General features: G+C 64.6%; 8 protein-coding genes. 1 reads left to right on the top strand and 7 read right to left on the bottom strand.

Features of this window, described 5'->3' with window-relative positions:
- Positions 1-81: 81 nt before the first annotated feature.
- From tuf to rpsL, 4 genes are all read right to left on the bottom strand, one after another.
- A complete protein-coding gene (gene tuf / locus ACN2C7_RS03960) occupies positions 82-1,272 on the bottom strand; it encodes an elongation factor Tu (RefSeq protein ID WP_419319979.1) in 1,191 nt (396 codons plus the stop codon).
- A gap of 124 nt (positions 1,273-1,396) precedes the next feature.
- Positions 1,397-3,475 carry an elongation factor G gene (fusA, locus tag ACN2C7_RS03955; RefSeq protein ID WP_419319978.1) on the bottom strand — a complete coding sequence of 693 codons (2,079 nt, stop codon included), beginning with the start codon at positions 3,473-3,475 and terminating at the stop codon, positions 1,397-1,399.
- A 105-nt stretch (positions 3,476-3,580) separates the two neighbouring features.
- Positions 3,581-4,054: a 30S ribosomal protein S7 gene (gene rpsG / locus ACN2C7_RS03950; protein WP_419254133.1), complete on the bottom strand. Its 474-nt coding sequence runs from the start codon at positions 4,052-4,054 to the stop codon at positions 3,581-3,583.
- Between the two features lie 12 nt (positions 4,055-4,066).
- Positions 4,067-4,438 carry a 30S ribosomal protein S12 gene (gene rpsL, locus ACN2C7_RS03945; protein ID WP_007661566.1) on the bottom strand — a complete coding sequence of 124 codons (372 nt, stop codon included), beginning with the start codon at positions 4,436-4,438 and terminating at the stop codon, positions 4,067-4,069.
- Between the two features lie 410 nt (positions 4,439-4,848).
- On the opposite strand from rpsL, the gene ACN2C7_RS03940 reads away from it, so the two are divergent.
- Positions 4,849-5,535, top strand: a complete 687-nt coding sequence (locus ACN2C7_RS03940; RefSeq protein WP_419321393.1) for a hypothetical protein — start codon at positions 4,849-4,851, stop codon at positions 5,533-5,535.
- Between the two features lie 7 nt (positions 5,536-5,542).
- Here ACN2C7_RS03940 and ACN2C7_RS03935 read toward each other — a convergent pair whose 3' ends face one another.
- From ACN2C7_RS03935 to rpoB, 3 genes are all read right to left on the bottom strand, one after another.
- Positions 5,543-7,339, bottom strand: a complete 1,797-nt coding sequence (locus ACN2C7_RS03935; protein WP_419319977.1) for a methyl-accepting chemotaxis protein — start codon at positions 7,337-7,339, stop codon at positions 5,543-5,545.
- 223 nt (positions 7,340-7,562) lie between these two features.
- Complete coding sequence (rpoC, locus tag ACN2C7_RS03930) at positions 7,563-11,753, bottom strand: DNA-directed RNA polymerase subunit beta' (RefSeq protein ID WP_419319976.1); 4,191 nt, start codon at positions 11,751-11,753, stop codon at positions 7,563-7,565.
- Between the two features lie 98 nt (positions 11,754-11,851).
- Positions 11,852-15,934: a DNA-directed RNA polymerase subunit beta gene (rpoB, locus tag ACN2C7_RS03925; protein ID WP_419319974.1), complete on the bottom strand. Its 4,083-nt coding sequence runs from the start codon at positions 15,932-15,934 to the stop codon at positions 11,852-11,854.
- Between the last annotated feature and the right edge of the window lie 149 nt (positions 15,935-16,083).

Below are 16,083 nucleotides of genomic sequence, written 5' to 3'. Positions count from 1 at the left end.
GATCCAACGCACCCAAAGCAAAAGGCCCCGGCGTTTCCGCCGGGGCCTTCGCAGTCGTTAGCCGTGGCTAGAAAGTCGAGACTACTCGACGATCTTGGCAACCACGCCGGCGCCGACCGTGCGGCCGCCTTCGCGAATGGCGAAGCGCAGGCCCTGGTCCATGGCGATCGGGGTGATCAGCTCGACGTCCAGCTCGGCGTTGTCGCCCGGCATGATCATTTCCACGCCTTCGCGCAGCTTGATGATCCCGGTGACGTCCGTCGTGCGGAAGTAGAACTGCGGGCGATAGTTGGTGAAGAACGGGGTGTGACGGCCGCCTTCTTCCTTGTTGAGGATATAGGCCTCAGCAACGAACTTGGTGTGCGGGGTGATCGAACCCGGCTTGCACAGCACTTGGCCGCGCTCGACGTCTTCGCGCTTGGTGCCGCGCAGCAGAACGCCGACGTTGTCGCCAGCTTGGCCCTGGTCCAGCAGCTTGCGGAACATTTCGACGCCCGTGCAGGTCGTCTTCTGAACCGGACGGATGCCGACGATTTCGACTTCTTCGCCGACCTTGACGATACCCTTTTCGATACGGCCGGTCACAACCGTGCCGCGGCCCGAGATCGAGAACACGTCTTCGACCGGCATCAGGAACGGCAGGTCCAGCGGACGCGCCGGCTGCGGGATGTAGTCGTCAACCGTCTGCATCAGCGCCAGGATCGACTCTTCGCCGATCTTGGGGTTGCCACCGTCGATGGCGACCTTGGCCGAGCCCTTGGTGATCGGAATGTCGTCGCCCGGGAAGTCATACGACGAAAGCAGCTCGCGCACTTCCATCTCGACCAGCTCGAGCAGCTCTTCGTCGTCGACCAGGTCGACCTTGTTCATGTAGACGACCAGGGCGGGCACGCCGACCTGACGGGCCAGCAGGATGTGCTCGCGGGTCTGGGGCATCGGGCCGTCGGCGGCCGAAACCACCAGGATCGCGCCGTCCATCTGCGCGGCGCCGGTGATCATGTTCTTCACATAGTCGGCGTGGCCGGGGCAGTCGACGTGGGCATAGTGACGGTTGGCCGTCTCATATTCCACGTGCGCGGTGTTGATCGTGATGCCGCGGGCCTTTTCTTCGGGCGCAGCGTCGATGTCGGCGTAGTTCATCGCCTTGCCGCCGCCGGTCTTGGCCAGCGTGATGGTGATCGCAGCCGTCAGCGTCGTCTTGCCATGGTCAACGTGACCAATGGTGCCGATGTTGCAGTGCGGCTTGTTACGTTCGAACTTTTCCTTGGCCATTTTTCTCTACCTTAGGACCCCAGAGGGGCCTCAAATTAATGGGAATTTCTGGGGTTCTTGTTGAGAGGGCCCCTAACGGAGCCCTCTCTGCTTCCTTCGTGCAGGCTTTTCCCGAGGGAAAAAACTACGCGTACTTCTTGATCACTTCGTCGGCGACGTGTTGCGGCACCGGCTCGTAGTGATCGTATTGCATGGTGAACTGGGCGCGGCCTTGCGACATGCCCCGCAGGGTGTTCACGTAGCCGAACATGTTGGCCAGCGGCACGAAGGCGTTAACCACCGTGGCGTTGCCGCGCATGTCTTGACCCTGGATCATGCCGCGACGGCTGTTCAGGTCGCCGATGACCGAACCCAGATACTCTTCCGGGGTCACGACTTCGACGGCCATGATCGGCTCGAGCAGCTTGGGAGCGCCCTTTTCGCGCAGCTCCTTGAAGGCGGCGCGCGACGCGATTTCGAACGCCAGCACGCTGGAGTCGACGTCGTGGTACTTGCCGTCCGTCAGGGTGGCCTTGAAATCGATCAGCGGGAAGCCGGCCAGCAGGCCGTTGTCCTTAACGGAGTTCAGACCCTTTTCGACGCCCGGGATGTATTCCTTGGGCACCGCGCCGCCGACGATCGAGTTTTCGAACACGAAGCCCGAACCGGGCTCGCCGGGTTCGAAGGTGATCATGACGCGGGCGAACTGGCCCGTACCGCCGGTCTGCTTCTTGTGGGTGTAGTCGATGTCGACCGTCTTACCCAGGCTTTCGCGATAGGCAACCTGCGGCGCGCCGATGTTGGCTTCGACCTTGTAGGTCCGCTTGAGGATGTCGATCTTGATGTCCAGGTGCAGCTCGCCCATGCCCTTCAGGATCGTCTGGCCACTTTCGAAGTCGGTCGAGACGGTGAAGGACGGATCTTCGGCGGCCAGCTTCTGCAGGGCGACGCCCAGCTTCTCCTGGTCGGCCTTCGACTTGGGCTCGACAGCGATTTCGATTACGGGCGCCGGGAAGATCATGCGCTCCAGGATCACCGGGGACTTCAGCGGATCGCACAGGGTATCGCCGGTGCGGGTGTCCTTGAGGCCAGCCAGAGCGACGATGTCGCCGGCGAAGGCTTCCTTGATGTCTTCGCGGTTGTTGGAGTGCATCAGCAGCATGCGGCCAACGCGCTCGCGCTTGTCGCGCGTGGCGTTGAGCAGGCCCATGCCGGTTTCCAGCTTGCCCGAATAGATGCGGCAGAAGGTCAGCGAACCAACGAAGGGGTCGTCCATGATCTTGAACGCCAGAACCGACAGCGGCTCCTCGTCCGAAGCCCGACGCACAATTTCTTCTTCGGTCTTGAAGTCGATGCCCTTGGTCGGCGGGATGTCCAGCGGCGACGGCAGGTAGTCGACGACGGCGTCCAGCAGGGTCTGAACGCCCTTGTTCTTGAAGGCCGAGCCGCAGAGGATCGGATAGAACGCGCCGCTCAGCACAGCCTTGCGGATGCAGTTCTTGATGGTCGCTTCCGAGGGCTCTTCGCCGCCCAGATAGGCTTCCATCGCTTCGTCGTCCATTTCGACGGCGCATTCGACCAGATAGGCGCGGGCCTCGACGGCCTTGTCCATCAGATCGGCGGGAATTTCTTCGTCGCGGAAGTTGGCGCCCAGGGCGTCATTGTCCCAGACGACGGCCTTCATGCGGACCAGGTCAACCAGGCCGCTGAGGGTGTTTTCCGAGCCGATCGGGAACTGGATCGGAACGGCCTTGGCGCCCAGGCGGTCGCGGATCGACTCGACCGACTTGTCGAAGTCGGCGCCGATCTTGTCCATCTTGTTGACGAACACGATACGCGGAACGTTGTACTTGTCGGCCTGGCGCCAGACGGTTTCGGTCTGGGGCTCAACACCGGCGTTACCGTCCAGAACGGTGACGGCGCCATCCAGCACGCGCAGCGAGCGCTCGACTTCGATGGTGAAGTCGACGTGGCCGGGGGTGTCGATGATGTTGAGGCGCTTTTCTTTCCAGAAAGCGGTCGTCGCGGCGGACGTGATCGTGATGCCGCGCTCTTGCTCCTGGTCCATCCAGTCCATGGTCGCGGCGCCGTCGTGGACTTCGCCGATCTTGTGCGACTTGCCCGTGTAATACAGGATCCGCTCGGTCGTCGTCGTCTTCCCGGCGTCGATGTGCGCCATGATGCCGAAGTTACGGTAGTCTTCGATTTTATGCTGGCGGGCCATGATGGAGCTCTGCGTAGCGCTGCTGTGAGGCAGGGACATTTAAACGTGCGGCGCGGGCGGTTTATCGCAAACCGCCCGCGCCTGAAAGAGTGCTGGTAAGAAAGGTTACCAGCGGTAGTGCGAGAACGCCCGGTTGGCTTCAGCCATCTTGTGGGTGTCTTCGCGCTTCTTCACCGCGGTGCCGCGGTTGTTGGAAGCGTCGAGCAGTTCACCGGCCAGCTTCTCGGTCATGGTGTTCTCGCCGCGCTTGCGCGCAGCGGTCACCAGCCAGCGGATGGCCAGGGCGCGACGACGGTCCGGACGGACTTCCACGGGCACCTGATAGGTGGCGCCGCCAACGCGACGCGACCGGACTTCGATCGCCGGGGCGACGTTGTCCAGAGCGGAGTGGAAGGTTTCCAGGGGACCCTGGTCCTTGCGCTTGGTCTCGATGATGTCGAAAGCACCATAGATGATGTTTTCGGCGACGGCTTTTTTGCCCTCGTACATCACGTAGTTCATGAATTTGGTGACCACCAGGTCTCCGAACTTCGGGTCCGGCAGAACTTGGCGTTTCTCGGCGCGACGGCGGCGTGACATGCTTCTTTTTCCTTACTTCGGACGCTTGGCGCCGTAGAGCGAACGACGCTGCTTACGATCCTTGACACCTTGGGTGTCGAGGACGCCGCGCAGGATGTGATAACGGACGCCGGGCAAATCCTTGACGCGGCCGCCGCGGATAAGCACCACCGAGTGCTCCTGCAGGTTGTGGCCTTCGCCCGGGATATAGCAAACGGCTTCGATGCCGGTGGTCAGACGGACCTTGGCGACCTTACGCAGAGCCGAGTTGGGCTTCTTCGGGGTCGTCGTATAGACGCGGGTGCAAACACCACGGCGTTGCGGGCAGCCCTTGAGGGCGGGCACCTTGTTCCGGACCGGCTTAGGCTGGCGCGGCTTACGGATGAGCTGGTTGACGGTAGGCATTAAGTCTCTGCTCTGATGGAAGCGTGTGCCTGTCGGCCGAGGCGCTTCGGGTCCTAGTCATGTATTCCGGCTTGCAAGGCTCCAGATGGAGACCCGATAAACACGAAACTCGCCGGGACGCGGAAAGCGTTCCGGCGGGCTATCCGTCGGTAGGGGACGGGCGCTTATCAGGACGGGCGCAGGGCCCACCTCGAAAGAGCGCGGTATTTACTCGCGAAGTCGATCCGCGTCAACGCCGGTGATTGCGTCGGTTAACGAGGCCTTAAAGGCCACGCTTTCGCCACTTCCGATGGCGAGGCTGCGGGCGTTGTACCCCTTTTGTCGAATGATCTGTGACCTTGCCAACGGCGCGCTCCAACCCAATCAGACCGAGCGCTGTTCTGGCCGGCTCCCTCGCCGCCCACGGACTTGTGCTGGCCTTGTTGGCCTTTCCCCGGATCGAGGCCTTTCCTGACCATTCCAACGACGAAGACGCCCTGACGGTGACCCTGGAACGGATCGACCGGACGCCGGAAGTCCAGGCCGACGCCCCGCCCGCCAGCGCGCCCGGGCAGATCCAGGCGCGAACGCCCCGCGCGGTCTTCTCCTCGCCCGTGGCGCCGCTGATGGTTCCGGGCCTGCCGGCCGCGCCGCGACGCGGCACGGCCCTGCATCCCGCCCCCCTGCCCGAAGGCCCCAGGGGCGATCTGCGCGCCGCCCTGCGCGGCAGCGGCGTGGGCTGCGCCAATGGCCGCGCGGTCGGGCTGAACAGGCGGGAGATCGAGACATGTCAGGAGCGCTGGGGGGCGGCGGCGCGCAACGCTCCGGTCTATGCCAACGCACCGGTCAGCGCCGGGGCGGCGATCGACTTCCGTCAGCAGTCGCTCGCCCAGGAAGCCAATCGCGCCTACAGGGAAAGCCCCATGGGCGTGGGCGTGGATCATCGTAGCCGCGACGGCTCGGGCAGGGCCAAGGACATCCCCTTCGTCGGCGGTCTCGAGCAGGACGGGCTGGGCCGGCCCCGCGACGCACGCGGCCAGGAGCTCTATCTGCTGGGCAAGGCCAAGCAGATAGAGGCCGAGCGCGCCAAGGCCCGACGGGAGTCAGAACAGCGTTGAAGGGCGTCTAGGCGACGCGGCGCGGGGATGCCGAGTGGGCGTCCACCTTGAAGCGGCCGACCAGGCCCGCCAGGCTATCGGCCTGGGTGACCAGATCGCGGCTGGCGTCAGCCGAGCGGTTGACCATGGCGGCGTTCTGCTGCGTGCCCTGGTCCATCTGGTTGACGGCGGTGTTGACCTCGCTGAGGCCGGCGGCCTGTTCCTGGGCGCTGGCGGCGATCTCGGAAACGCTGCCGTCGATGGCCGCGACCTGGGCTGCGATCTTCTGCAGCGCCTCGCCCGTGCGGCCGACCAGCTTCACCCCCGCCTCGACCTGACGGGTGGAGTCGCCGATATGGGTCTTGATCTGCTTGGCCGCGTCGGCCGAGCGCTGGGCCAGCGCCCGCACTTCCTGGGCCACGACCGCGAAGCCGCGACCGGCCTCGCCGGCTCGCGCCGCCTCGACCCCGGCGTTCAGGGCCAGCAGATTGGTCTGGAAGGCGATCTCGTCGATCACGCCGATGATCTGGGCCACCTGGGCGGCCGAGGCCTCCACCCCGTTGATCGCATCGATGGTCTCGCTCACGACCTGGCGCGAGCGGTCGGCTTCGGCCTGGGCCTCGCGTACGGCCTCGCGGGCCCCGCGCGCGCCGTCGGCGGTGCGCTTGACCGTGGCGGTGATCTCGTCGAGGGCGGCGGCGGTCTCTTCCAGGCTGGCGGCCTGCTGCTCAGTGCGGCGAGACAGGTCGCCGGCCTCCGAGGCGATGCCGCCGGCCCCGGCGTGGAGGCCGCCCACCGCGTCGATCACGGCGCCCATGGCGTCCTGCAGACGGCCCACGGTCTGGTTGAAGTCGGCCCGCAGGCCTTCATAGTCGGCCGCGAAAGCCGTCTCGATGCGCACCGTCAGGTCGCCGTCGGACAGGAGCCGCAGCCCTTCGGCCAGGCTGGTGACCACGCTGTTCTGGGCTGCGGCCTGGCGGGCGTCGCGATCCCGGGCGGCCAGGCGGTCGGCCTGTTCGACACCGTCGCGAGCCTCGGCCTGGGCCTGAATGGTCTGCTTTTCCCGGGCGTCGTCGCGGAAGGCGTGGACCGCGTCGGCCATCAGGCCAATGTCGTCGCGGCGGCCGGCGAAGGGCAGACTGACGGTCAGGTCGCCGGCCATCACCTTGCCCATGGCGTCGCGCAGGGTCGACAGCGGCTTCAGTTGACCACGCACCATCAGCACCGAGGCCGTGGCGCCGGCGGCGCCCAGCAGCAGGCAGGCTGCCGCCAGGAAACCCAGCTGCTTGTAGACCGGTTGGAAGAAGTCGGCCTGGGGCACGCCGACATACAGGATGCCGATCACCTGACCGCTGGTGTCCTTGATCGGATCATAGGCGACGAAGAAGGGCCGGCCCAGGATCTTGGCCTCGCCGCGATAGGACTCGCCCCGACCCAGGACGGCGTCATGGACCTTGCCCTTGGCCAGGGGGGTGCCGACCGCTCGGCTGCCATCGGGCTTGGTGACATTGGTGGTGATGCGGGTATCGCCCATGAACACCGTGGCCGTGCCGCCGACCAGAGCCTTGACCCTGTCGACGCCGTCGAAGTCGCCGTTCAGAACCTTGTCGCCCACCATCAGCTGGTCAGCCTCCCGGCGGAAGATCGCGCCGCGCTGGCCGATGACGTCCCACGCCACCCGCATGCTGGCTTCCTGCTGGGCGGCGGCCTGCTGCTTGGCGAAGCCGAGCGAACCGCTGGCGACGATGGCCAGGACCGCAACGGTCAGGACCAGGAAAGCTGCGGCGATGGTCAGACTGACCTTGGTGGAAATGTCCGAGCGCATGGCATCCGTGGGAAGGGGTTGAGCTTTTCCACATGCCTAACGCGCGTAAACCAAGGCTTAAAATCTTGATCTAGCTCGAATTCCTCGACGCTTTGCGACCTTTTGCCGCCGGATCCGCCCGGGAAACCCGCACTTTGGGTCTCATGACCAGCCAAGGCGTTGGGCAAAAGAAAAGGCCCGGGATCGCTCCCGGGCCTTTCCGTTCAGTTCGTCAGGTCGAAGCCTATTCGGCGTCGGCCAGAGCGATGGCCTCGGGCAGAGGCTCCATCGCATCTTCGCGCTGCTGGGCCAACTGCTCGTCGCGCTTGGCGGCGACGCGCTGCAGGCTGCGCAGATAGGAACCCGTACCGGCGGGGATCAGGCGACCCACGATGACGTTTTCCTTCAGGCCTTCCAGGGTGTCGGTCTTGCCGTGCACCGAGGCTTCGGTCAGGACGCGGGTCGTTTCCTGGAACGACGCGGCCGAGATGAAGCTCTTGGTCTGCAGCGAGGCCTTGGTGATGCCGAGCAGCACGGGCTGGGTGGTGGCCGGACGGCCGCCACGCGAAACCGCGCGGTCCTGCTCGATGTAGAACTCGGGCTTGTCCAGGTGATCGCCCTTGATCAGACCCGTATCGCCCGGCTCGAGGATCTCGACCTTCTGCAGCATCTGACGAACGATCGTCTCGATGTGCTTGTCGTTGATCGGCACGCCTTGCAGTCGGTAAACTTCCTGAATTTCGTCGACCAGGAAGTTGGCCAGGGCCTCGACGCCCAGGATGCGCAGGATGTCGTGCGGATCCGGGTTGCCGTCGATGATGTATTCGCCGCGCGCGATGAAGTCGCCATCGTGCACCGCGATGTGCTTGCCCTTGGGGATCAGGAACTCGACCGGCTCGCCCTGGTTACCGTCAGCGTCGATTTCCGGGGTGATCTTGATGCGGCGCTTGTTCTTGTAATCCTTGCCGAATTCGACGCGACCGTCCATTTCCGCGATGACCGCGCAGTCCTTGGGACGGCGGGCTTCGAAGAGTTCGGCGACGCGCGGCAGACCGCCGGTGATGTCGCGGGTCTTGGCGCCTTCGGTGGGGATCCGCGCGATGACCTCGCCCGGCTTGACCATGTCGCCGTCACCGACGGACAGAATGGCCCCGACCGACATCAGGTAGCGAGCCTCACCGCCGTTGGCGAGGCGGACATAGGAACCGTCCTCGGCCAGAACGCCCATGGCGGGGCGCAGGTCGGCGGCGCGGGCCGAGGTCCGCCAGTCGGCGATCACGCGCTGCGCGATACCGGTGGCTTCGTCGGTTTCCTCGCGGACGGAGAAGCCGTCCACCAGGTCTTCCGCACGGATCTTGCCGGCCACTTCGGTGATGATCGGGGTGGTGTAGGGGTCCCAATCGGCCAGACGCTGGCCACGCTTCACCTTGTCGCCGTCCTTGATCTTCAGGCGCGCGCCGTAAGGCGGCTTGTAGTTTTCGCGTTCCTTGCCGTCGACCAGGACGCTCACGGCCGTGTTGCGGCTCATGACGACCAGGAAGCCTTCGGTGCCGACAACGGTGGCGCCGGTCACGCGGACCGTACCGTCGTTGCTGCTTTCGAAGAACGACTGCTCGGCCACCTGGGCGGTGCCGCCGATGTGGAAGGTCCGCATCGTCAGCTGGGTGCCGGGCTCGCCGATGGACTGGGCGGCGATGACGCCGACCGCTTCACCGATGTTGACCGGGGTACCGCGGGCCAGGTCGCGGCCGTAGCAGGCGCCGCAGACGCCGACCTTGGCTTCGCAGGTCAGGACCGAACGCACCTTCACCGACTGCACGGCAGCCGCTTCGATCGCGTCGGCCATGTTCTCGGTCAGATAGGTGTCGGCCGGAACGACCAGCTCGCCGGTCGCCGGGTCCTTGATGTCCTCGGCCGAGAAGCGGCCTAGGACGCGCATGCCCAGCGAGACCAGGACGTCACCGCCCTCGACCACGGCGCGCAGGGTGATGCCCCGCGTGGTGCCGCAGTCTTCCTCGACGATGATGCAGTCCTGCGCCACGTCGACCAGACGACGGGTCAGATAGCCCGAGTTGGCGGTCTTCAGCGCGGTGTCCGCGAGGCCCTTACGGGCGCCGTGGGTCGAGTTGAAGTATTCCTGAACGGTCAGGCCTTCCTTGAAGTTCGAGACGATCGGGGTCTCGATGATCTCGCCCGAAGGCTTGGCCATCAGACCGCGCATGCCGCCCAGCTGCTTCATCTGGGCTTGCGAACCACGGGCGCCGGAGTGGGCCATCATGTAGATGGAGTTGATCTCCTTCTCGCGGCCGTTCTCGTCCAGATGCTTCATCTGAAGCTCGGCCATCATCTCGTCGGCGACGCGGTCGGTGGCCTTGGCCCAGGCGTCAACGACCTTGTTGTACTTCTCGCCCTTGGTGATCAGGCCGTCAGCATATTGCTGCTCGTACTCTTCAGCCAGGGTGCGGGTTTCGGCGACGATCGCCTCTTTCCGCTTCGGGATGATGATGTCGTCCTTGCCGAAGGAGATGCCGGCCTTGGCCGCTTCCTTGAAGCCCAGACCCATGATCTGGTCGGCGAAGATCACCGTCGCCTTCTGACCGCAGTGGCGGTAGACGATGTCGATGAGGTTGCCGATTTCCTTCTTGGTCAGGGCCTTTTCGATCAGGCGGTGACCCACCTGCGGGTGACGCGGCAGCAGGGCGGCGATCTTCATCCGGCCCGGCGTGGTGTCGATCACGCGGCGACGCGCCACGCCATCGGCGTCAACTTCGGTAAAGCGCGACTTGATCTTGGCGTGCAGGCTGACAACGCCGGCGTCCATGGCGGCTTCGATTTCGCCCAGGTCGGCAAAGATCTTGCCTTCGCCCGGCTCACCTTCGCGAGCGACCGACAGATAGTACAGACCCAGGACGATGTCCTGCGACGGCACGATGATCGGGCGACCGTTGGCGGGCGACAGGATGTTGTTGGTCGACATCATCAGGACGCGCGCTTCGAGTTGCGCCTCCAGCGACAGCGGCACGTGGACAGCCATCTGGTCGCCGTCGAAGTCGGCGTTGAAGGCGGCGCAGACCAGCGGGTGCAGCTGGATGGCCTTGCCCTCGATCAGCTTGGGCTCGAACGCCTGGATGCCCAGACGGTGAAGCGTCGGCGCGCGGTTCAGCATCACCGGGTGTTCGCGGATCACCTCTTCGAGGATGTCCCACACCTGGGGCTGTTCGCGCTCGACCATGCGCTTGGACTGCTTGACGGTGCCAGACAGGCCCTTGGCGTCCAGGCGCGCATAGATGAACGGCTTGAACAGCTCCAGAGCCATCTTCTTGGGCAGGCCGCACTCGTGCAGCTTCAGATCGGGACCGACCACGATGACCGAACGGCCCGAGTAGTCGACGCGCTTGCCCAGCAGGTTCTGACGGAAGCGACCCTGCTTGCCCTTCAGCATGTCGGCCAGCGACTTCAGCGGACGCTTATTGGCGCCCGTGATGACGCGACCGCGACGGCCGTTGTCGAACAGGGCGTCGACCGACTCCTGCAGCATCCGCTTTTCGTTGCGGATGATGATGTCGGGCGCGCGCAGCTCGATCAGGCGCTTGAGGCGGTTGTTACGGTTGATGACCCGGCGATAGAGGTCGTTCAGGTCGGAGGTGGCGAAGCGGCCACCGTCCAGCGGCACCAGCGGACGCAGTTCCGGCGGGATCACCGGCACGACCGTCAGAACCATCCACTCGGGACGGTTGCCCGACTCGGAGAAGGCTTCGAGGATCTTCAGGCGCTTGCTGAACTTCTTCTGCTTCATGTCCGACACGGTGCCGGCCAGCTCTTCGCGCAGGCGTTCGGCTTCCTTGTCGAGGTCGATCGCCTTGAGCAGGTTCTGGATGGCTTCAGCGCCGATCTCGGCGGTGAAGCTGTCATCGCCGTACTCTTCCTGGGCGCGCATGTAGTCGTCCTCGCTGAGCAGCTGGTGCTGCTTCAGCGGGGTCAGGCCCGGCTCGGTGATGATGTAGTATTCGAAGTACAGGACGCGTTCGATGTCCTTCAGCGGCATGTCGAGCATCATGGCGATACGCGACGGCAGCGACTTCAGGAACCAGATGTGGGCGACCGGCGAGGCCAGCTCGATGTGGCCCATGCGCTCGCGACGAACGCGGGCCAGGGTGACTTCAACACCGCACTTTTCGCAGATGATGCCCTTGTACTTCATGCGCTTGTACTTGCCGCACAGGCATTCGTAGTCCTTGGTCGGGCCAAAGATACGGGCGCAGAACAGGCCGTCACGCTCGGGCTTGAACGTGCGGTAGTTGATGGTTTCGGGCTTCTTGATCTCGCCGAACGACCACGAGCGGATCTTTTCCGGCGAGGCCAGCGAAATACGGATCTGGTCGAAGGTCGGAGCGGCCTGGACCGGATTGAAGATGTTCAGGACTTCCTGGTTCATCTTGGTTCCTTCTGCGGGATTACCCGCGAAAATTCAAAGTGGAGAGAGGCTGAGCGAAGGCCCCTCCCCGGTCTTCAGACCGAGGAGGGTGCGATGGATCAGCTGTTCTCCAGCTCGACGTTCAGGCCGAGCGAGCGCATTTCCTTGACCAGCACGTTGAAGCTTTCGGGGATACCGGCTTCGAACGTGTCATCGCCACGGACGATCGACTCGTAGACCTTGGTCCGGCCGGCCACGTCGTCGGACTTCACCGTCAGCATTTCCTGCAGGGTGTAGGCCGCGCCGTAGGCTTCCAGCGCCCAGACTTCCATTTCCCCGAAGCGCTGACCGCCGAACTGGGCCTTACCACCCAGCGGCTGTTGCGTGACGAGGGAGTACGGACCGATCGAACGGGCGTGGATCTTGTCGTCGACCAGGTGGTGCAGCTTCAGCATGTAGATGTAGCCGACCGTGACCGGACGCTTGAACTGGTCGCCCGTCTGACCGTCGAACAGGATCGACTGGCCCGAGGGGTCAAGACCCGCCATGCGCAGGTGATCTTCGATGTCGCCGATGCGCGCGCCGTCGAACACGGGCGTCGCGATCGGAACGCCCTTGCCGAGGTTGCGAGCCAGTTCCAGCAGGCCTTCTTCGGTGTCCGGCAGTTCTTCATCCGGGCCGTAGATCTCGGTCAGACGCTCGATGAGCGCTTCCTTCTGACCACCGGCCTGCCAGTCTTCCATCAGGGCGGTGATCTGCTTGCCGAGACCGGCGCAGGCCCAACCCAGGTGGGTTTCAAAGATCTGGCCGACGTTCATGCGCGAAGGCACGCCCAGCGGGTTCAGAACCACGTCGACGTGCGTCCCGTCGGCGAGGAACGGCATGTCCTCGATCGGCAGGATGCGCGAGATGACGCCCTTGTTGCCGTGACGGCCGGCCATCTTGTCGCCGGGCTGAAGCTTGCGCTTCACGGCCACGAAGACCTTGACCATCTTCATCACGCCGGGGGGCAGTTCGTCGCCGCGCTGCAGCTTGTCGACCTTGTCTTCGAAACGACGGTCCAGACGCTTGCGGTTCTCGTCGAACAGACGGCGCAGCGACTCGAGTTCGCCCATCGCCTTCTCGTCTTCGAGCGCGATCTGCCACCACAGGCCGGGCTGAACGTCAGCCAGGCCCTGGGCGGTGATCTCGCCGCGCGACAGGCCCTTGGGGCCCGACAGAGCGACGTTGCCGATCAGCAGCTCGCGCAGACGGCCCGAGATGTTGCGGTTCAGGATCGCGAATTCGTCGTCGCGGTCCTTGCCCAGACGGTCGATTTCCGAGCGTTCGATGGCCAGGGCGCGTTCGTCCTTGTCGACGCCGTGACGGTTGAACACGCGCACGTCGACGATGGTGCCGGCGACGCCCGGGGGCAGGCGCAGGCTGGTGTCGCGGACGTCCGAGGCCTTTTCACCGAAGATGGCGCGCAGGAGCTTTTCTTCCGGCGTCATCGGGCTTTCGCCCTTCGGCGTGACCTTGCCGACCAGGATGTCGCCCGGCTGGACTTCGGCGCCGATGGCCACGATGCCAGCTTCGTCGAGGTTGCGCAGGGCTTCCTCGCCGACGTTGGGGATGTCGCGGGTGATTTCTTCTGGGCCGAGCTTGGTGTCGCGGGCCATGACTTCGAATTCCTCGATGTGGATCGAGGTGAAGACGTCGTCGCGGACGATGCGTTCGGAGATCAGGATCGAGTCTTCGAAGTTGTAGCCGTTCCAGGGCATGAACGCGACGAGCGCGTTGCGGCCCAGGGCCAGTTCGCCCAACTCGGTCGAAGGACCGTCGGCGATGATGTCGCCGGAGTTGATCTTGTCGCCCACCTTCACCAGCGGACGCTGGTTGATGCAGGTCGACTGGTTCGAGCGCTGGAACTTGCTGAGGCGATAGATATCGACGCCCGAACGGGCGGCGTCGGTCTCTTCGGTGGCGCGGACGACGATACGGGTACCGTCGATCTGCTCGACCACGCCGGTGCGCTTGGCCACGACCACGGCGCCGGAGTCGCGAGCGACCACGGCTTCCATGCCCGTGCCGACCAGCGGCGCGTCCGACTGCACCAGAGGCACGGCCTGACGTTGCATGTTCGAGCCCATGAGGGCGCGGTTGGCGTCATCGTTTTCGAGGAAGGGGATCAGGGCCGCGGCCACCGAAACCACCTGACGCGGCGACACGTCCATCAGGTCGACCATCTCCTTTTGCAGGAGCGTGGGTTCGCCGTTGATCCGGCCGGGGACCAGGTCGTCGACGATCTCGCCGTTCAACACCTTGATGTTGGACTGGGCGATGACGTGCTTCGACTCTTCCATGGCCGACATGTAGACGACCTCGTCGAGCGGCTTGCCGTCGGCGACGCGACGGTAGGGGCTCTCGATGAAGCCGTACTTGTTGACGCGGGCGTGGGTGGCCAGCGAGTTGATCAGACCGATGTTCGGGCCTTCCGGCGTTTCAATCGGGCAGATGCGGCCGTAGTGGGTCGGGTGAACGTCGCGGACTTCGAAGCCGGCGCGTTCGCGGGTCAGACCGCCCGGGCCAAGCGCCGAGAGACGACGCTTGTGGGTGATCTCCGACAGCGGGTTGGTCTGGTCCATGAACTGCGACAGCTGCGAGGAGCCGAAGAATTCACGCACCGAGGCCGCGGCCGGCTTGGCGTTGATCAGGTCGTGCGGCATCACGGTGTCGATGTCGACGGACGACATGCGTTCCTTGATGGCGCGTTCCATGCGCAGCAGGCCGACGCGGTACTGGTTTTCCAGCAGTTCGCCGACCGAACGCACCCGGCGGTTGCCCAGGTTGTCGATGTCGTCGATTTCGCCGCGACCATCGCGCAGGCCGACCAGCAGTTTCAGGACGGCCAGCACGTCTTCCTTGCGGAGCACGCGCATCTCGTCCGAAGCGTCAAGCTCCAGACGCATGTTCATCTTCACGCGGCCGACGGCCGACAGGTCGTAGCGCTCGGCGTCGAAGAACAGCGACTTGAACATCGCTTCAGCGGCTTCGACGGTCGGCGGCTCGCCCGGACGCATGACGCGATAGATGTCGAACAGCGCGTCTTCACGGACGGCGTTCTTGTCCACGCGCAGGGTGTTGCGCATGTAGGCGCCGACCGTGACGTGGTCGATGTCCAGCACGTCGATGGTGCTGAAGCCTTGATCGGCCAGGGCCTGGATCGAGACCACGTCCAGCTCGTCGCCGGCTTCGGCGTAGATCTCGCCGTTCTCGTAGTTGACGGCGTCGCGGGCCAGATAACGGCCGGTCAGGGCCTCGGGCGCCAGCAGCAGGGTCTTGAGGCCGGCGTCTGCCAGCTTCTTGGCCTGACGGGCGGTGATCTTGGTGCCGGCCGGAGCCACTTCTTCGCCGGTGTCGGCGTCGATCAGGGCGAATTCCGGCTTCACGCCGCGCCAGCGCTCGGGCTTGTAGGGGGTGGCCCAACCTTCGGCGCCGGCCGTGGTGCGCTTCTCGAAGGGCACCACGTCGTAGAACGTGGTCAGGATCTCTTCGCCGTCCATGCCCAGGGCATAGAGGAAGGTGGTGGCGGGCAGCTTGCGGCGACGGTCGATGCGGACATAGACCACGTCCTTGGCGTCGAACTCGAAGTCCAGCCACGAGCCGCGATAGGGAATGACGCGGGCGGCGAACAGCAGCTTGCCCGAGGCGTGGGTCTTGCCCTTGTCGTGGTCGAAGAACACGCCGGGCGAACGGTGCATCTGCGAGACGATGACCCGCTCGGTGCCGTTGACGATAAAGGTGCCCTTGTCGGTCATGAGCGGGATATCGCCCATGTAGACGTCCTGCTCCTTGATGTCCTTGACGGACCGGGCGCCGGTTTCTTCTTCGGTTTCGAACACGATCAGGCGCAGCTTGACCTTCAACGGCGCCGCGAAGGTCATGTCGCGCTGGATGCACTCTTCAACGTCGTACTTGGGCTCTTCGAATTCGTACGAGACGTATTCGAGCACCGCGCGCTCGTTGAAATCCTTGATCGGGAAGACGGACTTGAAGACCGCCTCGATGCCCTCTTCCTTGCGCATGCCCGGACGGACTTCGCGCTGCAGGAACTGTTCGTAGGAGGAGCGCTGAACCTCGATCAGGTTCGGCATCTGCACAGCTTCGGGGATGCGGCCGAAAGACTTCCGGATCCGCTTCTTGCCGGTGAAGGATTGCGCCATGTTTTTCCCTTGGGCGCGGATCGCCGCGCCAAATGTTTCGAAGGGCTCGCACGGAGAGACTCCGCGCGTGCGTTCGTCTTGATCCTGCGTCCACCCTCGCCGCACCCGCCGGGGCGGGAACGTCGGACGCTGGAATTCCCCTGACAGGC

This window comes from Caulobacter sp. ErkDOM-E, from assembly GCF_048541895.1.
In the GTDB taxonomy this organism is placed as follows: Bacteria; Pseudomonadota; Alphaproteobacteria; order Caulobacterales; family Caulobacteraceae; genus Caulobacter.
This window is presented reverse-complemented; position numbering and strand designations above follow the sequence as displayed.